The sequence below is a fragment of the Paenibacillus sp. HW567 genome (assembly GCF_000374185.1).
In the GTDB taxonomy this organism is placed as follows: domain Bacteria; phylum Bacillota; class Bacilli; order Paenibacillales; family Paenibacillaceae; genus Paenibacillus_AQ.
The window spans coordinates 6255340-6279166 of the sequence record NZ_KB910518.1 but is presented as its reverse complement, the minus strand read 5'-3'; the positions used below and the strand labels follow the sequence as shown (position 1 = coordinate 6279166).

22 protein-coding genes are annotated in these 23827 nt (G+C 42.0%); 5 read left to right on the top strand and 17 right to left on the bottom strand.

Features of this window, described 5'->3' with window-relative positions; translation table 11 throughout:
- Window positions 1-49 precede the first annotated feature (49 nt).
- The 6 genes from B212_RS0128010 to B212_RS0127985 all read right to left on the bottom strand — a co-directional run bounded on the left by B212_RS0128010 (window position 50) and on the right by B212_RS0127985 (window position 6490).
- Window positions 50-1246, bottom strand: coding sequence for a macrolide family glycosyltransferase (locus B212_RS0128010; protein ID WP_019914626.1), 1197 nt, complete (start codon window positions 1244-1246; stop codon window positions 50-52).
- Window positions 1247-1814: 568 nt separating this feature from the next.
- Window positions 1815-2792, bottom strand: a complete 978-nt coding sequence (locus B212_RS0128005) for a diaminopimelate dehydrogenase (RefSeq protein WP_019914625.1) — start codon at window positions 2790-2792, stop codon at window positions 1815-1817.
- Between the two features lie 34 nt (window positions 2793-2826).
- A complete protein-coding gene (locus B212_RS0128000) occupies window positions 2827-4098 on the bottom strand; it encodes a Glu/Leu/Phe/Val family dehydrogenase (protein WP_028531077.1) in 1272 nt (423 codons plus the stop codon).
- A 96-nt stretch (window positions 4099-4194) separates the two neighbouring features.
- Window positions 4195-5175, bottom strand: coding sequence for a hypothetical protein (locus B212_RS0127995; protein ID WP_019914622.1), 981 nt, complete (start codon window positions 5173-5175; stop codon window positions 4195-4197).
- Complete coding sequence (locus tag B212_RS0127990) at window positions 5172-5729, bottom strand: RNA polymerase sigma factor (RefSeq protein WP_019914620.1); 558 nt, start codon at window positions 5727-5729, stop codon at window positions 5172-5174. The genes B212_RS0127995 and B212_RS0127990 overlap by 4 nt, the downstream gene beginning before the upstream one ends.
- A 389-nt stretch (window positions 5730-6118) precedes the next feature.
- The gene (locus B212_RS0127985) at window positions 6119-6490 is read right to left on the bottom strand and encodes a hypothetical protein (RefSeq protein WP_019914619.1); all 372 of its coding nucleotides are present in this window, start codon (window positions 6488-6490) and stop codon (window positions 6119-6121) included.
- 197 nt (window positions 6491-6687) lie between these two features.
- Here B212_RS0127985 and B212_RS35130 point away from each other — a divergent pair, with 197 nt between their 5' ends.
- Entirely contained in the window at window positions 6688-6867 is a 180-nt protein-coding gene (locus B212_RS35130) for a hypothetical protein (protein WP_198015898.1), read from the top strand.
- Window positions 6868-7733: 866 nt separating this feature from the next.
- Here the strand turns inward: B212_RS35130 and B212_RS0127980 are convergent.
- Window positions 7734-8438, bottom strand: a complete 705-nt coding sequence (locus B212_RS0127980) for a hypothetical protein (protein ID WP_019914618.1) — start codon at window positions 8436-8438, stop codon at window positions 7734-7736.
- A 498-nt stretch (window positions 8439-8936) separates the two neighbouring features.
- Between B212_RS0127980 and B212_RS35125 the strand changes: the two genes are divergently transcribed.
- Window positions 8937-9116 carry a hypothetical protein gene (locus tag B212_RS35125; protein ID WP_198015898.1) on the top strand — a complete coding sequence of 60 codons (180 nt, stop codon included), beginning with the start codon at window positions 8937-8939 and terminating at the stop codon, window positions 9114-9116.
- A gap of 347 nt (window positions 9117-9463) precedes the next feature.
- Here the strand turns inward: B212_RS35125 and B212_RS0127975 are convergent, their stop codons facing one another.
- Complete coding sequence (locus B212_RS0127975) at window positions 9464-10915, bottom strand: MDR family MFS transporter (protein ID WP_019914617.1); 1452 nt, start codon at window positions 10913-10915, stop codon at window positions 9464-9466.
- A gap of 165 nt (window positions 10916-11080) precedes the next feature.
- Here B212_RS0127975 and B212_RS0127970 point away from each other — a divergent pair, with 165 nt between their 5' ends.
- The gene (locus B212_RS0127970) at window positions 11081-11686 is read left to right on the top strand and encodes a TetR/AcrR family transcriptional regulator (protein WP_019914616.1); all 606 of its coding nucleotides are present in this window, start codon (window positions 11081-11083) and stop codon (window positions 11684-11686) included.
- Window positions 11687-11802: 116 nt separating this feature from the next.
- On the opposite strand, the gene B212_RS0127965 is transcribed toward B212_RS0127970, so the two are convergent.
- Entirely contained in the window at window positions 11803-12453 is a 651-nt protein-coding gene (locus tag B212_RS0127965) for a hypothetical protein (protein WP_019914615.1), read from the bottom strand.
- Between the two features lie 134 nt (window positions 12454-12587).
- Between B212_RS0127965 and B212_RS0127960 the strand changes: the two genes are divergently transcribed.
- The gene (locus tag B212_RS0127960; protein WP_019914614.1) at window positions 12588-12833 is read left to right on the top strand and encodes a helix-turn-helix domain-containing protein; all 246 of its coding nucleotides are present in this window, start codon (window positions 12588-12590) and stop codon (window positions 12831-12833) included.
- Between the two features lie 669 nt (window positions 12834-13502).
- On the opposite strand, the gene B212_RS35985 is transcribed toward B212_RS0127960, so the two are convergent.
- Window positions 13503-13817 (bottom strand): winged helix-turn-helix transcriptional regulator, encoded by a 315-nt coding sequence (locus B212_RS35985; protein ID WP_442950124.1) that lies wholly within the window; start codon window positions 13815-13817, stop codon window positions 13503-13505.
- Window positions 13818-13985: 168 nt separating this feature from the next.
- On the opposite strand from B212_RS35985, the gene B212_RS33485 reads away from it, so the two are divergent.
- Entirely contained in the window at window positions 13986-14624 is a 639-nt protein-coding gene (locus B212_RS33485; protein WP_019914612.1) for an NAD(P)-binding domain-containing protein, read from the top strand.
- Between the two features lie 311 nt (window positions 14625-14935).
- Here B212_RS33485 and B212_RS0127945 read toward each other — a convergent pair whose 3' ends face one another.
- From B212_RS0127945 to B212_RS0127910, 7 genes are all read right to left on the bottom strand, one after another.
- On the bottom strand, window positions 14936-16123 hold the full coding sequence (locus B212_RS0127945; RefSeq protein ID WP_019914611.1) for an MFS transporter: 1188 nt from the start codon (window positions 16121-16123) through the stop codon (window positions 14936-14938).
- Between the two features lie 102 nt (window positions 16124-16225).
- On the bottom strand, window positions 16226-16537 hold the full coding sequence (locus B212_RS0127940) for an ArsR/SmtB family transcription factor (protein WP_028531075.1): 312 nt from the start codon (window positions 16535-16537) through the stop codon (window positions 16226-16228).
- Between the two features lie 327 nt (window positions 16538-16864).
- Complete coding sequence (locus B212_RS0127935) at window positions 16865-18604, bottom strand: ABC-F family ATP-binding cassette domain-containing protein (RefSeq protein ID WP_019914608.1); 1740 nt, start codon at window positions 18602-18604, stop codon at window positions 16865-16867.
- Between the two features lie 50 nt (window positions 18605-18654).
- Entirely contained in the window at window positions 18655-20898 is a 2244-nt protein-coding gene (locus B212_RS0127930; protein WP_019914607.1) for a U32 family peptidase, read from the bottom strand.
- A gap of 285 nt (window positions 20899-21183) precedes the next feature.
- Window positions 21184-22098, bottom strand: coding sequence for a phosphotransferase (locus B212_RS0127925; protein ID WP_019914606.1), 915 nt, complete (start codon window positions 22096-22098; stop codon window positions 21184-21186).
- A 72-nt stretch (window positions 22099-22170) separates the two neighbouring features.
- Window positions 22171-22371 carry a hypothetical protein gene (locus B212_RS35120; RefSeq protein WP_198015897.1) on the bottom strand — a complete coding sequence of 67 codons (201 nt, stop codon included), beginning with the start codon at window positions 22369-22371 and terminating at the stop codon, window positions 22171-22173.
- Between the two features lie 868 nt (window positions 22372-23239).
- Complete coding sequence (locus B212_RS0127910) at window positions 23240-23806, bottom strand: TetR/AcrR family transcriptional regulator (protein WP_019914603.1); 567 nt, start codon at window positions 23804-23806, stop codon at window positions 23240-23242.
- Between the last annotated feature and the right edge of the window lie 21 nt (window positions 23807-23827).

The following is a 23827-nucleotide window of genomic DNA, read 5'->3' as shown; positions in this document are numbered from 1 at the left end:
GGTTGAAGATGAACAAACGGGTTCACGTGGATTTTGGCCTCACCATACCTTAATTGGTATTTTTGAATTGAAAAATCTCGTCAACGGCTTGATGATACCCGCCCGTTTTTCGAAAGGATTCGCTAATATTGGCAACAGCTTTCTTAAAAGATGAGCGGCTTATCACATGATCTGCTGATTCCCGCAGTTGATTTGCGGTCAAGCTTTGCATTTGTAATTGAATGCCTGTTCCGATATTGACAACTTGCCCGGCAATGATCGGCTGATCGGCGCTTTGTGGGATTACAATTAGCGGAACACCGTAATAGAGACCTTCATGGGTACTGTTCATTCCGCCATGGGTAATAAATAATTTTGCGTATTGTAAGACATCCGTTTGTGGAACGTAATTCTGTACGATGAAGTTTTTAGGAATTTTCCCTAAATCTGAAATTTGAACTTTATTCCCAATTGCCATGACAATAAAATGATCCGTGTTCTTAAATGCCTCAAAACAAAGCTTATAAAAATCAATGGCTTGGTTAAAGACCGTACCCAATGAAATGTAAATGAGGTTTTTCTCCTTGATTGCAGGAAAGTAGAAGTTTTCTCGAGTGCATCTCCAAGAGATAGATGGACCTACAAATTTATAAGTTTGGTCGAATGCTTCCCCCTCCGGTTGAAACTCCCTTGTTGTATAAACGATTGTAAGCGGTGCAGGATTACAGAACACTTCATAAGGAGAATGGATCTCCACTTCGTATTTGTCCTTTATCATTGCCGTCAGGTTTTGAAATTTATCGTTTATAGGTTTAGCTATTTCTGTAGAGACTTCTGTGAAGAATGGTTCCAGCATTTTATCGAATGAATCTTTTGTCTGTGCAAAAGAAGTGCAAGAGCTGACTGCAGGAAGCTTAAGAATTTGAGCAAGCATATGTCCGCAACCAAACATGGAATCATGGATGATGTAATCGAAATGCTCTCCTTCGATCTGTTCAAGAACGCTTGGTATGAAGATATCTGCCGTAAGCAAAAGACCGTTGATTCTCTCGAGTAAATAGTCTCTTCCGCCTGAGATAAAGGCTTTTATAAATTTTTGATCGTCAAATGTTCGTACCGAAGCCCCGGTCTTCTCCAAACGTTCCCGAAAAGCCTCTATACAAAAGTACACCACCTCTACTCCACGCGAAATAAGCTCTTGCACAACTCCAATCGTTGGATTGATATGTCCCTCTGATCCGCCATTAATAAATAAAACACGCGCCATATACACCACTCCTCAGAGTTTTGTTATCATATACTTCTTCGATTTACTTCGTGCAAAACTAGCTTCGGAAGCATACGCTTAGGTGTACTGTTCTCTTTGGGTTAGAATTCGATGCACCCCAAGCAATCTCGCCCGTTCCCAACCCAAAAAACTTGCCATTACTTGTGATACTGCTCATCGTGATTGTAGAGCATCCTTATCTTTTTTGCAAAAATATCCACCATTGCCGGTCAACCAGCGTCTGGTCAGGGGGATGATATTTTCAAACAAATCTACCGGGTAACCCCAGTCAAGGTCCAATTGGAACATATAATGATTCATAGCGATAATGCCATCTGTCCGCACAAAATCGCCTGGATGATATCATTGACCGCATGCTGAAAAACGATAAGGAAACCTGATGTCCTCACTCATACAATCGGCAATATTTTTCTTGATTTGTGGAAAAAAAAGAAGAAGCTCAAGCTACACCTAGCCTAAGCTTCCTCTTTTTAGTTCATGCACTTCCTACTGATTCTGCCATTTTTCCTCCACGGACTTCTTTCTTTCACCAGGCTCTCCACTAACGCTACAGCAGTTCCTTGCGAAGCTGCTCCGGCGATTTCGGCGAGAGCAGGCCGAACGGGATATCAAAGACAGTGTGTGCGCCGGACTCTCCCTTTTGGGCCAGACGGTAGGCCGCGCGGGCATAGGCAACCAGCACGCTGGCGGTAAATTCGGGATTGCTGTCCAGCTTCAGACTGAACTCAACAATCTGGGTATTCCCCGCTCCAGTCCGCCCGCTTCGGATAACATGGCCGCCGTGCGGCATTGCGCCATGCTCTGCAGCCAGCGTCTCTTCGCTCACGAAATGAACCACCGTCTCGTAATCGGCAAAATAATTCGGCATGCTGCGGATCGTCTCGGCAATCGCCTCACGGTCTGCGCCTTCCTCAGCCACTACATAACACTCGCGCAGATGCTTGTCGCGGGTAGCCAGTACCGGGTTCTCCCCGCTGCGTACGCGCGCCACCGCTTCTTCACGCGGAATGGTGTACTGGATGCCGTTCTTGACGCCGGGAACACGGCGGATCGCGTCGGAATGGCCCTGGCTCACGCCTTTGCCCCAGAAGGTGAACTCGTTGCCTTCCGGCAGCACAGCTTCTGCCAGCAGACGGTTCAGCGAGAACAGTCCCGGGTCCCAGCCGGTAGAAATGACGCTGACCGTCCCCGCCGCCTTGGAATTGGCATCCACTTCCGCATAATACTCCGGGATTCGCGCGTGGGTATCGAAGCTGTCGACTGTATGGAACAGCTTCGCCAGAGCCGGGCCTTGCTCCGGCAGATCGGTTGCGGAGCCGCCGCATAGAATCAGCACATCAATTTTCCCCCGGTAAGCCTCAATATCGTTAATGGACACCATCTGTGTGCCCGCCTCTATCGTGTGGGGTTCGCGGCGCGTAAAAATCGCTTCCAGCCGAAGATCAGGATTTTGCCGGATGGCCGCCTCGACGCCACGTCCGAGATTGCCGTAGCCGACGATGCCGATGGAAATAGGTTGGGTCATGGTTATTGTGTCCTCCATTTCATAATATGCCGGATCAGATCCAGCCCCGGGCACTCATCGCTTCGCTGATCCGTTTAATGGAGATCATGAAAGCGGCGGTGCGCAGATTGGTGCCATGCTCACGGGCTAAGGCGCGGACCGCATCGTAGGAAGCGTACATCCGCTGCGACAGACGCTCCAGCACCTCTTCTTCCGTCCAGTAGAAGTTCGCCAGATTTTGCACCCATTCGAAATACGATACGGTGACACCGCCGGCATTAGCCAGAATATCGGGAATGACGAGCACGCCATTTTCCTGCAAAATTTTGTCCGCCTCGGGAGTGGTCGGGCCGTTGGCTGCTTCGGCGATGATCCGGGCCTTGACGCCTGCCGCATTGGCGCCGGTAATCACATTCTCAAGTGCTGCGGGGACAAGGATATCGACATCCAGCTCCAGCAGTTCTTCGTTCGTAATCACGTAAGACTCGCCGTAGTCGGCCAGCTTGGCATGGTCTTTAAGCGCAAAAACTCTCGGCAAGTCAAGACCTTCCGCCTGATACAATCCGCCCCTCGAATCGCTGACCGCGACAACCTTACAGCCTTGTTCGGCCAGCAGTTTAGCCGCAATCCGTCCGGCGTTGCCGAAGCCCTGCACCGCAACCGTTGCACCTTCCGGAGATACGTCCAGCTCCTTGAGCGCAGCAAGCACTGTGTACACGCAGCCTTGCGCTGTTGCTTCATTCCGGCCTTTGGAGCCGCCGAGGATGAGCGGTTTGCCTGTGATAACGCCCGGCGTGTTGACGCCCTTCAGGCGGCTGTATGTATCCATCATCCAGCCCATAATCTCCGGTGTCGTGTAGACATCCGGTGCTGGAATATCTTTACCCGGACCGATGAAATCGGCGATAGCCTCCATAAACCCGCGGCTGACGCGTTCCAGCTCGCCTTTGCTCAGCTTGTGCGGGTCACAGATAACCCCGCCCTTGCCGCCGCCGTAAGGCAGACCGACAACGCCGCATTTGAAGGACATCCACATCGACAATGCTTTGACCTCATCCAGCGTAACGTCGGGGTGGAAACGAATGCCTCCTTTTCCCGGACCGACCGCATCGTTATGCTGGGATCGGTAACCTTCGAACACAATCACGCTGCCGTCGTCCATCTTGACAGGGAAGTTGACGGTCAGCACACGTTTCGGCTTCTTCAGAATATCGGTAACATGCTGCGGAAGCTGCAAATAGGCAGCCGCTTTATCAATCTGTTTTTGCACAATCTCAAAGGGGTTTAAGGTCTCTTGCGCCGGTGTCACGTTCTCTGTAATGCTCATGTGCTTCAGCCCTTTCTCCATCTGATTTTGCGGTTCACCGCATTAAAGAAGGTTAAAATATATCTTACATCATACGTTAGTTTTGTAAAAGACTTTTTACGGAAAATCGTTGTTATTTTTTTCACCCGATGCGGATTGAAGTCCCTTCACCTCTATTAGCTTTTTACTAAACTGATACCTTACATTAACATTTTCTATAATCTCAGTATCCTGGTAGGCAAGGGAACCCTCAAATTCCAGGGTGTCATTGTTTTTCCACACGATATGATTAGCATAGCTATAATTCTCATGATCTATGCGAATCCATGTGTCTAATCCTTTTGGTGAACCATACTTGACTCTTGCTGATTCTACTAGCTCTGGACTTAATCTCCCCTCTTCAACATTCATGATTTGAACGAATTCGCTCTTGTTAGAACATGTTACGACCGCGATGAGCTTCTGATCTGGTGAAGGAATAATTTCTTTAATGTACATAGATGGTGCAGAGAAACTAAAATACGATTCAAGCACATCATCCTTTATCCTCCACAGGACATTCTGGCTTCCATAGTCCGAGTAATTGTTAAATAACGTAAAGACGATGCTTTTGTCTGCTAGCTTAAAAACATAAGGACTCCGATAACTTTTGGACAGAATATCTACGGCAAAAGCAGCCGCGTCAGCGATTTTTTTATTATCATTTACCAGAAATGGCCGAAGCTCTTTTAATGCTTTTTCGCTCAGCTTTTGATCATTAAAGCATTCCACCAGCCTATTAATAGCAATATATACATATTCATCGTTATCACTTTTTAAGGCCTGCAGAAATTTTTCCGCATCGAATTGAGTAGGAGGCACCAGCTCCATGTCCTCAGTTGTTAAATAGCGTATATACGGCTCTGAATTTTGATTTTTATAATATTCTGTCGCTAATAACGCCGACGCAGTTGAACTATACAGGATAAGACATGCAACCAGAGCAACCCATTTTTTAGACATATTTTTTTTGATTTTCTCCGCACCGCTATGCCCGGCCGCTTCAATCAGATTCTCATCAATTAATCCTATTTCCTTATATAACTCTTCTTTTTTCATAGATTAACCCCCGCTTTATCCAGATAAGCTTTAAGTCTTTTTCTTGTCCTAAATAAGGTGGACTTCACTTTACTGCTGCTCATATTAAATCTCATAGAAAGCTCTTCAATTGAGTCTGAGTACCAGTACCTTCTAATAAATACATTTCTCTCTTGACTCTTTATGCCATATAGAAATTCATTGATTACGTTTGCTATTTCACCTGCTTCATACTCTGTTTCTACCGTATCCGGTGAAGCTATACATCCCTCTAATTCAGTTAAAATGACTTCAAACTGGCGATTACGTTTCTGGGCTGTATTATAACCATATTTATCAAGCGCTATATTACGAGTGATCCTCCCTAAAAATACAGATAGCTTTCTAGGTATATTAGGCGGAATTGCATTCCATGCTGCTAAATACGTATCATTCTCACACTCTTCAATATCTGAAATATCGGAAATTATGTTTCTTGCAATCCCTCTGCAGTATGCTCCGTATTTATTTTTGGTCTCTACAATGGCCTGCTGTGAACGCTCTACGTATAGGTAGACAATTCCTTGGTCTTCCATCTGTATTCTCCTTTTAACAACTCTTATCTATATAGTAGAAAATTCGTGGGATTGGTTGCACTCTACTCCTCATCTGCATGGAAAATAAATAAATTTGATGATACTTTATTTCTTATAACAACGGATATAACAACGGATATAACGACGGGCAGGGTTTGAGGCTGTGCATTTAGGAAGACAACTGGAGTGAAGGGGATTTATAGAAAACGAAAAACAAAAATACATGGCCCATTTCGGCACCTGAAACGGTAGCAGTGTTTACTGGTACTTTGGATAATACAGTCAAACCGTTAGATTTGGTGCGTGAATTCATCGTGAAGTCAATGACCGGCCATTGAGTCGCACAACAAAGAGAACAGCCTGCAGGCTGCTCTCTTTCGCTGTCTCTCTTAGAAGCATGTGAACGAGCGAATCTGATTCAGATCAATGCCGAAGTACGACCAGAAAAACCCGAACCATCTGAATCCTGCAATGGAATCACGCCCGACGAATACCGGGAAAAACCAGAATTGCTCACCGTTGTTCAGCCAAATGTATGTGTTGCGAAACAGGCAGCGTCTGATGGCGCCGGGGTCGATGGCAAATGCGGTGGCCGTCATTTGCGGTATGAATTGCGGTGGAGGAGCCGTCGGCGCTTGCACACCTCCCGGTGCAGCTCCCGGAAACCCCGGAGCTCCGGGAAATCCGCCTTGCGGCACGCCAGGTCCACCCGGAAATCCTGGAAATCCTTGGCCGGGTCCCGGCGTTGGAAAAAACCCCATATGTGATCTCTCCTTTCATGAGTAGGCATAATCATCATATGCATTCGCGGAGAGAGCGCTTGGGTGAATGCCTATAAAGGTTCCCAAATGCTCAGGTTACTGCAGCCCAATGTAGGAAAAAAGGGAATAGTAGAATAATGCCGAACTACATAACATTATTCGGATGAAAATATAAGTGAGGTTGGAAGGTTGGCAAAATGCATAATAATAGAAACTGGACAGTTTTATTTATTGGTGGAGCATCGGGAATAGGTAAATCAAATAGTGCTTATGAAATTGCCCGATTTTATGGTGTGAATGTCTTGGAAGTAGATGATGTTCACCTATCCGTAAAAACAGTTACAGCAAAGGAGAATTTTCCTGTAATTCATTATTGAAGGTGATTTTATTGATCCCGAATACACATTATCTTTCGATAACCCGGATTATAGAGCTGAAATAAGTACTTCGTATGGAGATTGGATAGCAGATACCTGTAAGCGAAATGGGATTGAATTGATCGAATCAAGACCTTGGAACACTGCTTTAAGCAGAGCCATCAAGTGTTTATTGTAATGTAAGGCCTTAGTCTACATAGGTAAAATAAAGCGGATACCCCATGTGTAAGTATCCGCTTCTATCAACGTCTCCTGATAGTAGAATATACAGTTTTACATTCGCGAAAAACATTAATCCTGAATTTCGAAAGCCTATAGTTACAAGAATTGCACGAGCCAACTACGTACTAGAGATAACAAAAAAGGGATATCATCCAGTCAGAAAATGAACAATACGGCGTAAAAGGCAAAGTTTCCCCTACCCCAAGATACTTGGGCTTTGAATTTCCATGTTAAACCACACGAAATTTCATCTATCCCCATATTATTTGGTGGTTTTAGCCCTTTTTGTTTTTTTATAGAAGATTACTTTCGAAATTCAGGTATATATATTATGCAGTATGATATAATGAAAAAAATGAGTGTTTAGGGAATTAGTTCCATAGGGGGTGACTCTACTGCGCTTATTACGTACATTGAGGTTAATTTTTGCTGGAATTACAATAGTAATAGTAGTTTGGCTTCTCATTAACGCCAACAAGAATCAAAATAATAACATTCTTCAGTGGGTTTGGATTTTTATGTTTTTAACTCTTGCAACAGATGTTCTAAGAATATATTTAAAAAGAAGGAAATGATTTTAGAAAAGTAAATTTGAAACATGAAAATAGCCCTCGCAATCGCGGGGGCTATTAAATTTGTTGAGATTACCAAATCATTACGTAATAAACATCTCTACTGATCTGATGTTTATATTCTGGATCTGAATATGTTTTAAATATCTCAAACCAATAATTCGATGGATTACTAGTGAAATAAAGCTGCTCTCGATAATAAACTGTAGCGCTTGGATAGGCCCCAATTATAACACTTAATGCAGCCAATACAGCACTGTATGGTGCCTTCACAAGAGTAGATAATGCAGCCGCAACTGCAGACATTGTAATTTTTGTATAGCTTGAATTTGATTCTGTATACTTAGTTAATTGCCCTGTTTCTCCATTTGGTCCAATTGCAGTTCTACCCACATCGGGTGGGATATCTGTTGCTGCCTGAGTTGTAAAACTTGGAGTAGACTGTACCAAGTTATCTGTAGATCCAAGCAATGATGAGATATCAGTTAATTTTCCATCCACATATAACTCTTTTTTGGATTGATTATAAGTTATTGTCTGTTCAACGCCATTATTAAAAAGATTATAGGAAATGACATCGCCTTTTATGTCCACATCGTAGGTAATTTTTACTCCGTCAGCCTCAAAAACCCCACTCTCTTCAATAACCCCCGTTGATGGAATCGTTGAGGCTAAATCATTGAGGTTCTCAGCGGCAGTGGCAACTTTTCCTAAAGGCAGTGCAACTAAAGACAGCATAGTAAGAATGGTGACAAGCTTCAAAAATACCTTCTTCAATTAAATTCGCCTCCAAATTATAGATTTAATAATTAATACTCCATCCTCCATATTGTGGAATATTATTACCATATTAATCCTTAAAAAGAGATTAATCAATAAAAAAGTAAAATACTATAAAAACTCATTACTGGATAGTCAAAAGTTCTACATCTTTAAAAGCCAGTTTGGTAGGCTCAAAAAGACTGACACAACAGATTTCGGTTCTGTATATTCTAACTGGAAGGATGGCCAACTCACTGTTCGGATGGCCATGGAGATTCAAGGGTTCTCAAGTTGAACATTTTATAGACTAGTTTGCGAGTATGAGGGTCCGTCAGTCGAGCATTTTGAAACTTCTTTAGTCTGTGTCATTGTTGAATACTGTGGGTATCCTCCATCAAGTAACCACAAGGGAATTATTATATCAAAGAGCCGCCACAGGGCTAACCTGGACGGCTCTTTTGCTGTTTAACATTATTCGGATGAAAATATAAATGAGGTTGGAAGGTTGGCAAAATGCATAATAATAGAAACTGGACAGTTTTATTTATTGGTGGAGCATCGGGAATAGGTAAATCAAATAGTGCTTATGAAATTGCTCGATTTTATGGTGTGAATGTCTTGGAAGTAGATGATGTTCACCTATCCGTAAAAACAGTTACAGCAAAGGAGAATTTTCCTGTAATTCATTATTGAAGGTGATTTTATTGATCCCGAATACACATTATCTTTCGATAACCCGGATTATAGAGCTGAAATAAGTACTTCGTATGGAGATTGGATAGCAGATACCTGTAAGCGAAATGGGATTGAATTGATCGAATCAAGACCTTCGAACACTGCTTTAAGCAGAGCCATCAAGTGTTTATTGTAATGTAAGGCCTTTTCGACCAATCTTCCTCCCTGTTTTCACACTCAATCTATTGATTTTCTCAATCTTATTATAAGTTCGATGGTAGTATTTATATAAACTTTTTTCACGTATCTATAGTCTCGACACATCGTTGGGAACAAAAACTCTCTCTGTGTTCCTTAAACAGTGATTATTTATGCCGTGTTGTCTTGAGCAATAGGCTGAATAGCGCTCCGAATAAAGCAATGCATGCTGCGAGCATGAATGTGTCTGAGTATGCAGCCATCTCTGCTGCAAATGTACCAGTGCCTGATACCGCCTCCCTCGCGGCGACTCGCATGGTCAAAAAATTACTTAGTCCAGCAATCGAAAGAGGAATAATTAGATCGGAACTTGCCGAAATCAATGGTGTAGCCCGACTAATCGACTCTTTGGGTGCCGACTGTAGAATATAAGTATTAAGTGACATCATACACAGTCCCATTCCAATTCCAAGTAGTCCTACTAACCCCGCAATTAGCACTCCATCTGCATTCGTGTTCATTTGTGAAAGGAGCATCAAAGCTATAGCAATAATTCCAAGACCAGCACCCGCTAGAGGACGAATACCGATACGATCAAAAAGCTTGCCCCCAACAGGCATTAAAAGTCCAGAAGTAATTGCCAGCATGCTCATTACCAGTCCTGCCTGAAACGGGCTATAGTCCTTGAAATTCTGTAAATACTGTGGAATAAACACGATTGACCCATTAAGCGCCATGTATTGTATCCAGCTCACAAACATCCCTCTTCTAAAACCGGCTGTCCGAAAAGCTTTCAATTCCAAAATGGGATACGGATGCCGAGTCTCATGGACCCATAACCAAATCAGTAACATAACACCGGTAATCACCATTGACCATGCAATCCAAGAATCCGTGCTTACGTTAATACTTAATGCAATTAGGACAAAAGCAACCGGAGCCAAAATGAAGCCAAGTAGATCCAATGACTTTTTATCCAAGGAATTGGATGGAGATTTCAGCAAACTAGATTTATGCAAATAACGCAATCCTAAAAATACCGTAATGACTCCCAAGGGTAGGTTAATTAGAAAGATCCAGTGCCAGCTAATAGATTCTAGTAACCAGCCCGATAAGATGGGGCCAGAGGCTGGTGCCAACAGCATAGGAATGCCGAGCATCCCCATGACTTGTCCTTTTTTGTCTGCAGGCGCGAGACGAAAAACCATTGCCATACCTATGGGCTGGACCATTCCACCACCTAAACCCTGAACAACTCTAAAACCTATTAATTGATCGGCATTTTGAGCCATCGCACATAATAATGAGCCGAACACAAATAATATGACGGTTATGATATAAGCTTTGGCTGCACCGAATCTGTCTGAGAACCATCCCGCAAGCGGAATTGTTACAGACATAGCTAGCATATATCCTGTAATTACCCACTGCAAAGTGTCAAAAGAAACTCCAAAATCTTTGGATAAACTGGGGATAGCCACATTCATAGCAGTGCTGTCCACCATTACCATCATCATTCCAGGGATAATTGCCATAATCGCCAAAATAAATGATCTCTTCGCAGAGAACTGCTTCCGTTCCTCCAATGAAGCATCAGGGACCTCGTATTTTTTATTCATACCTTTTCTCCTCTTTAGTGAACGTCGTGTTGATTAACTAATTCTCGTTGATTATAATGTAAGCACCCAAAAATTCGATGGTCACCATTATGAATTGTGTTCATTAATCAACCAGAGGTTACCGAATGATCAGTAACGAGCACTTTTTTTCAGGGAGAAGATACTATGAATGACAAAGTTGATCGGCGTATTCTGAGAACCCGGACCCTTTTAAGAGAAGTCCTACTCGATTTGGCATCAGAAAAGCCCCTTGAGAGCATCACCGTAAGAGAACTGACAGAGAAAGCCGGATTAAATAGAGGTACTTTTTATTTGCATTATGAGGACATCCATGATTTTTATGAACAATTCAAAAATGAGCTACTGGAGCAGTTTCATGGACTCATAAAGAAACTTAGCCATACTCCCGGAGGCCAAGAGCCCTTTAGCAATCCGCCTTCCGGTTATATCCGTCCATTTGAATATGTCCTAGAACAAAAACGTTTCTTTAAGGTTTTTATGGGACCGCGTGGGGATTCTACCCTTTCACTCCAAATGACTGAATTGATAAACCGGCAATTTGTTCAAGCATTCAAAGCTAAGCAGCAGCATGACTCTTCTCTCCACATTCCTGTGAAACAGGAATACTTATTTGCCTACTTGGCTTCAGCCTATGTCGGGACTATACAATTTTGGATTCAGCGGGATTTTGATTTGTCTCCCATAGACATGACTATTTTATTCTCACAAATTTCAAGGCGTGGATCCACACATGTACATTTCACAGATTAACATTAAAATCCATCTGCCTATCACTGTGCTACCAAGGCACAAATAAGCTCTTAGAAGCATGTTTACACACCAGTGAGCACATCATTATCATAAATGGAACGGCGAACCGCTTTGGATCACCGTTCCTTAATTATCCCCTGAACCTCCAGCACCTGCTCTGCCGCCGCCCAATCCCGCAGCAATTCGAAGAGCGCCAGACTTCTTGTAAAACAACTGTCAGCCATCTGCTCCGCAAACGTCTCCAGCAGCTCATCCACGTTCAGTCCATGCCGCAGCGCGGTCCGCAGAATTGTATCGAGCCCAGGCAGCACTTCTTCGGCATTCTCCCTCAAAAAGTCGGTATAGGCAGCCAATACCTCCACACGGCCAGACAGCAGCTCCAGCGCATACCCGTTCGCCTCAGCCAGGAATCGGAACTCCTCTACAACCTCAAGCCCATCCTCACCCAGATCCTCCAGCCATCCCAGCTCGGCATACTTATCAATGTACGCCCGCGATTCTGCATACAGCCCCTTCTCCTGGCAAGCCATTCCCCGCATCAGATGACTGAACCCGTAGTAATAGACCATTGGATGCTCAAGCTCGAATGTCAGCAGCGGCAAGGACTTAGCCTTCCGATACTGCTGCTCTTGGTACAAGCACTGCACGCATTCATGCAAAATCTCTGCCGTCTCGATCACCTTGTCCCACTTCTCCAGGCGGCAAGCCATCTCTAGCATCTCCACAATAACATCCGGGTTGATTGATTTCAGGAAGGATGGGCGCACGGGTAGAGCCTCCTTTGCGTAAATTTTTTACCTGTAATACTAACACAATTTCACTTTCGTAGGCAATAGCCTACAGAAATTCCAATAGTAAACCTCTACCATTTAGCTAAATGTACAGGGTAGGGGTTGTTTTTTTGGAAAAACGTACAGAGTTGATTGCTTTTGGAAAGGTTCTTAATCGTATTCGGAAAGATAATAAATATACACAAGATCAGCTATCCCTTTATAGTCGAGTGGACAGGTCTTTCATTTCCGAATTAGAAAATGGAGAGAAGTCTGCTACGTTTCTGACTATTCTTGCATTGACAAAAGCTTTACACATTCCTGTATCTGAGTTTATGTTGGAGTATGAACGGGAGATTAGTAAGCTTGAAGATTAACATATGAATGTGCTTAACGATTTGTATTGTAATTATTTCGAAGTGCAAATCCTTTTTTGACGTGGGAATTAAAGCATTGAAAGCTGATTGGGTTATTTGTTAACGTTTTAAATCTGCTTGATTGGCATTGCTGTTAACAAAATCGCGAAACATATTCGTGTCCGGCATATAGACGATTGGCTCTGACATCTAAACTCAATCTCCCCCTACTTAACAGCGTTATTTGCTTCATCTGGTGGTTCAAGTTCCAAGAGTTCCAGCGCAAGGTTAGCAACTTGCTTAGAATGTTCGAACCCCTTGTCTTTCTCTTTCAGAAACTTCTGACAGTTAGGGTGAGTCAAGAATTGAGTTGGGTAAACGTTCCATGTCGTATTCTCACCGGCAACGAACAACCTGTGGTGCAAGTCCGGTTATCAGACTCACATCACGAACCGTTAAGAACTCAGGAATTGGTTGTTCCGCCTCTTATCTTACAATAAATGGTTCTAGATTGAATTCTCGGATGGCATTCTCAATGTCTTTGATATCAGTATCAGAAAGCCTCCGTATCGCGATTTTAGCCTCTAAATCAAGTACGCATTGAAGCAACCTGCGCTTTTAAGATATACACCCTATAGATTTCATTGGAAACCGCCTTTACCACTATTTAAAATACGGTTCTCCGCGAAGTTATGGTATAACATCTGAATTTTGCTGCATCCCCCTCTTTTCCGGAAGGATGTACCTTTCCCCCCACTCGCTTATCATATCAAGAAATACAATCATTGATCGTCCTGACGAACTCAACATATATTCTACTCTTGGTCGTGGCTCCGGATATGATTTTCTTTCAATAATTCCGTCATGTTCAAGCTCGCGAAGCTGCTCTGTTAGTATTTTTTTTGAAATAGACGGGAGATGCCGCAGCAATTCGCTATAACGTATTGGCTTGTTATTTTTATGCAAGAACCGATATATAGGGATTTTCCATCTGCCGCTTAACATAGATAATACAATTTCTACCGGGCAGTCATTAAGCTGGACAGGCATTCTATCACCTCGTTATTTTATATTATACATAATAACGCAATCAAACGCTTGGATACCAAAAAGTGCCTAATTGTTTCCCAAACTTAAAATTCTTATAATTACCCTAGAGAGGAGAGGATGAGAATGAATATAGGTATCCTTGGCGCGGGGAATGTAGGCAAGACTTTAGGTAAAGGGTTAGCTATGACTGGTCATCGGGTATTAATCAGTAGTCGAGATCCCCATGATCCAAAACACTCTTCTTGGAAGCAAGAAGCAGGTGAATCAGCGGGCATTAGTTCATTTAATGATGCCGCACGGTTTGGCGAAATTATTATTATCGCACTCCCTTGGTCTTGTTTAAAAGATGTGGTTGAAACCATCGACCCTGTCTATTTGAAAAATAAGACGGTCATTGACGTCAATAATGCCGTACATTTTGACAACGGACCACGGTTACTGCTTGTCGATACATCAGCAGGAGAAATAGTCCAAAAGTTGTTGCCGGAATGTCATGTTGTAAAAACACTCAATACTGTCAGCGACAAAATCATGAGCCGGCCAACTTTCAAAGAAGGCACACCCATTATGTTTATATCCGGAAACAATATTCCTTCCAAAAGTCAGGTCAGTGCTCTTCTTACAGATCTTGGTTGGCTCAGGATTGTTGACTTAGGCGACAATAGACAAAGTCGCTTGCAAGAATCAATCATGCTAGCATGTGTGATTAGTGAAATTCAATTACAGTCGCCAGGATCGGCATTTACCTTACTTACACATTGATTTATTCATTATTGAAGAAATCCTTTGAGCTAAAACGAACCTCTACTCTCTGCATTACTACTATTTATGATACAGTTCACCGCGCTGTCTGTAACGGCAAGTTTTCAACAATGGTAAGTGGAGCGTGTGATTAACCTAAAAGAATGGAACATTACTGCACAAAATTGTGTGTGAAAATTCAACTCACCAAAGGAGCGAACAGGTAATTGTCTGTATACTCCTTTCGTTAAGAGGCTCAATTCCAAGTGAACTAAATGGATGTTGGTGTATTATGCCCTCCTCTTTATGTGTGACTAAAGAAACGTGTTCCATCAATCTTCTTCCTTAACCATAGATTGCACATTGATCTTAGCATTTAAGCCAAAATACATTATCTTTACGACGATACACAAAAGGGACAATACAACAAAAAGTAAACCGCTCCAAACGACTTCTCCTACTCCTAATCGTGAAATAAACCAGCCTCCTATAGCCGCACCCATCGTGACGCCTAAGTTTGAAAAAGATACATATAAACTGTTGGCAAATTCCGGGGCATCTCGAGCTTCCGATGTCAGCCAAATTTGACTTACAATAAGTCCACTCGTATGAACAGCTCCCCACACAATAATAATCCCACTTATGAGAATAAGGGGTGTTTCCACAAAATAAAGAAGTAAATAGCATATTCCTAAAGCGATAGGATAAAGCAGTACTGTTTTCAACATACGATGGTTTAATAGCTTTCCAGCATACCAATTTCCTGCCACACCGCTAATTCCAAAAATCACGAGCATCACACTAATAAGTTTCCCGCTCATGTCAGCCCTCTGTCCTAAATATTCTGCAAAATAACTATATACAGAAAACATAGCAGCAAATATGAAGCAAGCAGCACCGCTATTTAACCATAAAGAGGGTTTTCGTAATATCGCAAGCTGTCTTCCAAAAGAGGTATTCTTCTTTCCCGGCATAGCTGGAACCATTACTCCTATTCCAACACACGCAATGACATTCACAAGGGCAGAAAATAAAAATGAGATACCAAGTGAAAATTGATTGGCAATGTAGGAGGTAAGTGGAATTCCAAGTACCATGCCCATGCTTACTCCAAGAAATACCTTTGCACTCGCTTTCGCGGCTTCCTCCTTTACTGATAATTCAGTGGCTAGAACAAAGGCAATGGAGAAATAAATCGGATGAAAGAACGCTGGAATTATTCGGAGAGCCATAAGCATATAAAAACTTGGAGAAAAAGCTGACATTAAATTGGAGGTAGCAAAAATAATCAGAATGCCGGTCAATGCAGTTTTACGGTTCAATCTTGACAGCAATAGCGTTATCCATGGACCAAAAAGGGCAATAATAAGTGCAAACGAACTAACAAGCATTCCAGCTAGTCCCGCGGTAACGTTATATTTCTCCATGACCATTGGTAAAATTCCGACTATACCAAGTTCCGTATTTATAATGCCAAATACACCTAGTGCAATAAAAAATAGTGGACTGATTCTTTTCACGTTTCTTTTCTCCTTGTAAGATAACGTTTTATATATTTCTAAATATCTATATTTATAGATATTCAATTAAAAATGAGCAGGTAACCCTATAACTGTGGCTACCTACATTTTATTCTTGATATAATCGGCAAATTTACGAATGGTTTCTTCATTCCTCCGATAATAGGTCCATTGTCCAAATCGCCTTGATTCTAAAAGTTCAGCTTTCTTCATGACCATCAAATAGCTAGAAATCACGGATTGTGCCAATCCCGTTTTTTCCTGAATGCTTCCTACACAAATCCCTCCTTTAAAATCAGCATCCGTTGGTAAATACAATTGGGGTCCAAAATTTTCATCTGGATTTCTTAGCCATTCCAAAATTCTCACACGGGTATCATTAGACAAAGCTTTAAAGATCATTATGGTTTCCATAGCTTTGATTATATCTAATTATATAGATATGTCAATTTTCAAATACAAGAATTCCGGTTAGTTTGATAAAAAAATAAATTTTTGAGATTCAATAGAGATAAATAAAAAACGGCATCTCTGCCGTTATTGTTTGAGGCGTTGTTGGAGAATAGGGGGCTCGAACCCCTGACCTCATCGCTGCCAGTTACATTACGGTGAACCGTATCATAAAAGAGTATACCTGAATCCTACTCTTCTCCAATCATTTCTAGCCTAGTCGAGTAGGCGCCTCCTTATTTCAGCCCTATTATCCTCCTTCTGCGCCGTGCCGCAGCACTTCTAGCTCATTTAAAGCAGCTTAATGATCTCTCCCAGCTCATCGACCAATCCTTTTGCAAGTTCAAAATTCTTATCTTTTAAAGCCAACTCTATTTTCATTTCAACCGACTTTTTCTTTTGTTCCGTTTCCAAATAGTCTCTATTAAAGTGACTCGCATAAATCATCTGTCTAAATTTTCGCATGCTCATTTTTCTAATCTTCTTATCGTCAATGATTAACACATAATGCATGCCGTTTACGACCGAATAGAAATCATGAGAAATCATCAAAATCGCACCTTTATAGTCTTCGATGGCTTTCTCCAGTGCGATCTGTGTATAGATATCCAAATGGCTTGTCGGTTCGTCAAGAAGCAGTATGTTTGCATTGCTGGCAGACACTTTGGCCAACTGAAGCATGTTTTTTTCTCCGCCGGACAAGGATTCAATCTTTTGATCAAGGATTTCTCCTTCAAAATCATAGTCTGAAAGATACGATCTGATCTCGTCATACGTGTTAAACCCGGCATTGATGAATTCATCCATTATGGTATTGGATTCTCTTAGCGTTTCGCCATGAAGCTGAGATAAATAAGCCACTTTAGCATCAGCATTTATTTCGATCGACTCATGATTGTTTTTAAAAATTTCTCGGAGCAAAGTCGTTTTCCCGGTACCGTTTGGACCGATAATGGCTACTTTATCCGTAGACTTAATCTCAAAGTTAACATTTTCTAAAAGCAGCTCATTGAAGGCAATGCTATAATCATGGACTCTTACAACAGTGGTGTCTTCCATTTCATGATCCATACCAAAAGTAATATCCGGCTGCTTAATATCGACAAACGGCACCTTGATTCTACGCGCTTCCAATCTTTCTTGAAACTTGACTCTGGCTTTTAACGCTTTGCCTCTGGATGCTTCTGAATTATAAGTCGCGATCGCTCTAAGATTATCAATGATGTTGTCGTTTCGCTCGATTTCTTCTTCTTCAGCAATTGCGAGTTCTTGCAGCTCAATTTTGGTCTGAATCAAGGAGAATTTATACTCGATATATCGCCCGTCAAACTCTTGGATCTCCTTGTTTTCAAGGTGTATGATTTTGTTGAAACAATGATTGAGCAAATACCGGTTATGCGTAACGACCAGCAGCATTCCCTTGTGGGCATTAATCAATTTTTTAAGCGCATTTAGGTTTTCAAAGTCTAAAAACACATCCGGTTCGTCCATAATCATCAAGTCCGGACTGTTAAGCATTTCCTTTATCACTTGAATAAGTTTGAATTCCCCGCCGCTCAGATCGGATACTTTAAGATCTTTAAGCTTCATGAGGTTGGCCAGATTTAGTTTCTTATTCATGCTGCTTTCAAAATCATTGCCGCCTATTGAATCGAATGCGTCCAAAGCCAATTGAACCTTTTCCAGCAGCGAGTCCATGTCCGATGTGGTTTCCATTTCAGCATAAATGGATGTGATTTCATCTTGTATCTTGATAAAAGCTTCCCCGATATATTCAAAAACGGTTGTTTCTTTAGGCTTGTCTACTTGCGAGAACTGACTGACATACCCAATTTTGCAAGTCGGGTCTATCTCTAACTTGCCCTCGAACAAGTACCTTTCTGGATCTATCAGGATATCAATCAGTGTACTTTTCCCGCTGCCGCTTGTTCCGATAAAAGCGCAATGTTGCCCCTCTTCAAGCTTGAACGAAATGTCCTTATACAGATCTTTTTGCGGAAACGAGAAGGATAAGTTATCAACTTTTATCATATTGTTGCCTTTCTTAAAAAAGATAGTGGTGACTATTATGGATTGGCTACCTACAAAATCTCTTTATTAAAATGTCCTCTTGTGTCGGTTTCCTGATTAAAGACAGCATGATTCATTGAGCCATTTAATTTGCCTGAGGCCATATTAATGACTTTCACAACCTGCTCCTTAGATTCAACTGTGAAGTTTAACCGGAATGCCTCAATTCCTTTGATGTTTGGTAGCTCATCTAAAAGATTAAGCGTCTTCCCATTAAGGAGTGTCGTTGTACAATCATCATGGGAAATGATAGGGAACGTTCCGCGCTCATCTTTTAACTCATAGCTCTTCGTTTTGCAAATTCTGCATTGATTCATTTTTTTCATCGGACAATATTTTGTAAACATCAAAGGAGCCTTACCATATACAATCACTTCCAATGCGGGGTAGCCGTCATTTTCTTCGTAATAGGCATTCATTAAATTTTCAATTTTGCTCTTATTCAATTCATAAGATAAAGTGACCCGTTTTGCACCTAATTTAAATAATTCATAGCAACTAGTAGCATTAACAACATTTAGAGAATAGTCCGTAACAAACGGATTAGTGTCTCTATAGTGATAAATTCCGCCATATCCTCCGATTAGTAGCTGCCCTTCTTTTTCCTTATAATCATTCTGATTTCTTCTAACAACATTATCAAAATAGATTTCCTTAATTCCACAGCTCACGCAAGCATCATACTGTTCCTTAGTCGTTACAGAGGCCGTAAGGTATGGTTTTTCAGAGGCAAAGCTTATTTTTTCCTTTGCTTTCAAAGCCTTGGTTCTTTTCTTCTGGCTGTTAAGCTTTAAGTCATATAAGCCCAGTACAATATCTCTTCTTGCTGCATTTAACAGTTTAGCTGGAATAAATGCATTGCATTCCTCATAATCGACATGGTTAAGTTCGAATATAGTATCATTTAATCTTGAGAATTGCTTTATTACCTGGTCTTTTGTTGTTGGATTATTAATGGCTTCGCCTAGTATTTCCTCGCTTTCATATGAATAATTAAAGCCTAAACCCTCCGCATTTATGAAAAGCTTTGAATCTGGACATGCATATACTCTAATATCTAGGTTAAACCGCTTAAATTCTTTCTCCAGTGATGATTCTAATTCTTTGTCATAGAAATAATCCTTCGTTTTATATACTACATCTCCCTTGGACATCTTTTCTTTGATTTTGATATAGCAGACATCATCTGCTTTGTTGATTAATTCCCCATCTTTATCGTACAGTTTTACAACCGTTAAATTAACATCTTCATTGTTGTGACTTATACGGATGTTATCGTTTTGATTTAGAGGACGTGTAAGTGTTATTTCATACGTATCTTTAACAATCTTGCTGATTGTTCCAATCTCATAACCAAAGTTATTCGGTCTTAAGATGTTTGTAATATTTCTCCTATCCTCGCGAAACAAATATCCTTTAGTAAAGGTTCGATTGAAGGTTTTTTTCAGATTTTCTTTATCTTCTTCGGTTATTTTATGATTCAAGGCCATGCGATATTTGGATACAACATTAGTCACATACGTAGGATCTTTCATTCGGCCTTCTATTTTTAAAGAATCAATTTCTTTTAAATCATCAATATAATCAATTGTGTTTAAGTCCTTAGTAGATAGAATATAGCTTTTCCCTAAAGATGTATCTGTTGTCTTATCCATTAGTTCATACTCCTTACGGCATGAACCCACACATCTTCCACGATTTGCGCATCGATAGCCGCTTAATCCTGACATTAGACAATTTCCCGAATAAGATACACATAAAGCGCCGTGAACGAAAATTTCTAAAGGGATGTCTGCTATTCTTTTGATCTCTTTTACTTTTTTAATCTCAACCTCACGGGACAGAACCACTCTTTTAGCACCCAGTTCTTTAAATAATAAAGTTCCGTCTACATCGTCTATTCCCATTTGAGTTGAACAATGTGCTTCCATATCAAGAAAGTTTTTAACGATATAATCGAAAGCAGTCAGGTCCTGGACGATAATGCCATCCACACCGATTTCATTTAATTCGTGTATCTGCACTTTCATCTCTTCAACTTCGTTTTCAAAAACGATGGTATTCATTGTAACATAGATTTTAACGTTCCTCAGGTGCGCATACGTAACCGCCTCTTTTAACGATTCAAAATCAAAATTAGATGAGTATGCACGTGCACCAAATTTTTGCATTCCTAAGTATATTGCATCACAACCATTCGAAATTGCAGCTTTTAAAGCTTCCATATTTCCTGCTGGAGCTAATAATTCAGTCATTTTTTCCTCCTTATGATCCATAAATTATATAAAAGTTGTAGTTACTTGTGGTATGGTTCCCCGCGCTGGCTGTAACGGCAAGTTTTAAGGCCCTCCTTTGCGGGATGGCCCTGAGTATGACAACTGAACTAACATCTCCCGTTAGTGCAACGACTTACTCTGTTGAATTTCGTGTTCCTCAACATAAAGCGGCATCAGAGAAGGCGAATTGCACCTTATCGCGGCCTTTAAACGACAGAATGGTGCCAATAGCCATAGCCCCATAGCTGTTACGAAATAATGAGCCTAATCCGACAGTGCTCGCATGATGTTGGATTTCGCCTCTGCCACAATTGCTTCATCTCCGTCATCGACCGCTTGCATCAAGATTAGTACGGGGATGTATACCGCGATCAGCCGCGCCAGCAGCTTCGTTTCCTCGTCCGCTCCTCCGTAAGTTTCGAAAAACACGCCGCGAGCATAAGGTGGTAAAAAGCTGTAAGCAACGCTCAAATCGCAAGCCAGATGGCCTACGCTCAGATCGCCCCAATCAATGATGCCGGAAACGATCCCGTTCTCATTCACAAGCATATTTTTGAAATGAAGATCGCCATGTAGCAGTGCATTCACCGCCTCGACACGGTCCGTTTGCAGCCTGCTAATATACGCTTCAATCACACTGGACTCCTCCGGCGACAAGTGTTCAACCACCTTCGATAGAAAGCCCTCCAATTTCACTTTGCGTGATGCTATGTCGGTCAAGCTTCGATGATCTTGCTGAACTCCGCACTTCAGCGCCGCCTGCACCGGAAACTCATGCAATCTCCGTAAAAATTTCGCCAGCGTCTCTGCCGATAAAGCCCGGCGTTCTTCCGTCAAACCGATGGGGAAATCTCCTGGCACGTAGGCATAGCCAAGAAATGGTGCCGGGTATTCGTCACTTGCTTCGCCATAAAACAACGGTTTCGGATAGGGGATGGTCATATATGCCTCCAGCTTGGGCAGCAGCTTCCCTTCCATACGAATCGAGCCAACTGCAATCGTTCTTCTTGGAAACCGGAACACGTACTCGTCACCGATGAGAAAAACCGTATTGTCCCAGCCCCAGCCCAATCGCTTCACTTGCTTCGATGATAGCTGAGGGAATTGTCTGCCGATCAGCGTCCGCGCCTGCTCTTCGTTAACCTCCCACTCCGCATCCCATACATTCGTTCCTCCCATGAAATGTCTGCCTCCTCGTTCCTTACTTTATTTATAATTTTACATTTACTGGAATTTACGCATAACTGCCAGTCAGCTTAAATCTACAACGACGTGCTCGCAAACCGAAAGTCCGAAGCGGAACGCCAGCTTGACGAAAACCAGGCCGAACCCATCCCGCTTCAGATCGTACGCAAAGCGCTCAGCGACTTCAACAGGCTTCTTCAAACCTCTTCTGTCGAAACACAAAAGACCCTCATTCAGACCATAGTAAAGCAGATAGCCGTTCAGCAAGGCCAAAAGCTCCGAGGCATTGAACTGGAATTCGACGAGACGCTACGACAGTGTCTTGTCGTCGCAGCCCCCTTCACCGATAAGGTGGACGGGGCTCTTTCTTTGTCCAAGCACAAGTACAACATGCCCTTCACCATCGTGATCTAGGGGTATCTCCCTTTCTCCTCCAAAGTGAAAGTACCGTCAGAAGCGCTAACTCTGCCAGCATCGACACTGCTGACACTTTTCCTTCCCGGCTCAGGGAGATCTCCAACGACTCACGATGCCCTCTTCCTTCGGTGGATGTGACGAGGATGTCCCACTCAAAAAACGATAGCTCTATGTACCTTTCCAGCATTACCAATACCCGAAACCTACACACAATTCCATGCCCCGCAAGGAATTTCACAAAAAACTTGCCGTTACTTATGGTACGGTTCACCGCGATAGCTGAAGGGGCAAGTTTTTGATTACAAAGCAATTATGAAGTCGCATAAAAAGTGATAAGACCATACCTTATTCGGCGACCTTATCACTCCGACCCGATTCCAGTAAAGCAGGTGCAACAGTTGCTAGGCCAATTCTACTCACTGCTGCATTCTTCTCCGCCGGAAACACAGAAGGCCCTCTTCCAGAGCGTCATTAGGCAGATTCACTTCGGTGTTCCGAAGGACATGCGAAGCATTGAACTGGAGTTTAACCCACAGGTACAACAGCATTTTTTTGAACTGGCCCCTTCTGCCGAAATGGCGGAAGGGGCTTTTGCTGTGAATCGGCAAAAGTCCCCTTCGAGGTACATCATTATTATATATTAAAAATAAACCCGCAGAAGTCCGTTTACGTATCATTCTAACCGTAGCAGCATCTCTCCAGCTCCTATCGCCGAATATCAGGTCACTATAAACGGTAAGGCTTTTTCTATATATTGTTCTGCCGAAGAAGACCCATTATTTATCCAATCTACTGAGGCTGCGTAAATGCCAGAACTTAATATGACTGCACCTACCTTTAAAGCTTCGGAATCGAAATTAGATGGTTGTTTTACTAGTAGAGAATAAAATAAGTTTTCCAGTTCTATTTTTATTTTTTGTTCAAATATTGTACTGAATGATTCATAACTACCTTTACATTGGGCGCTTGAGTTTGAATTTTCAATCGTTTCTGTATGAAGATTAGTTAATGAAAGAAATATTTTCACATAAGTTTCTTGATTTAATTTATTGAAATAATCTAAGTTTTTAATTGTGTTATCTATTACAGTTTCGTTGATGACAACATCCAATAAATCATACTTATCATGAAAATGAGAATACAGAGTCGCACGATTAACAGTTGCAGCATCCGTAATATCTTTTATAGTAATGTCTTTGAAATTCTTTTTTAAGATTAGTTTGATAAAAGCATCCATTAATAATTTTCTTGTTCGTGAAATACGTGGATCTATTTTGTGTGTCATTCCTGTTTTCTCCTTTCTCTC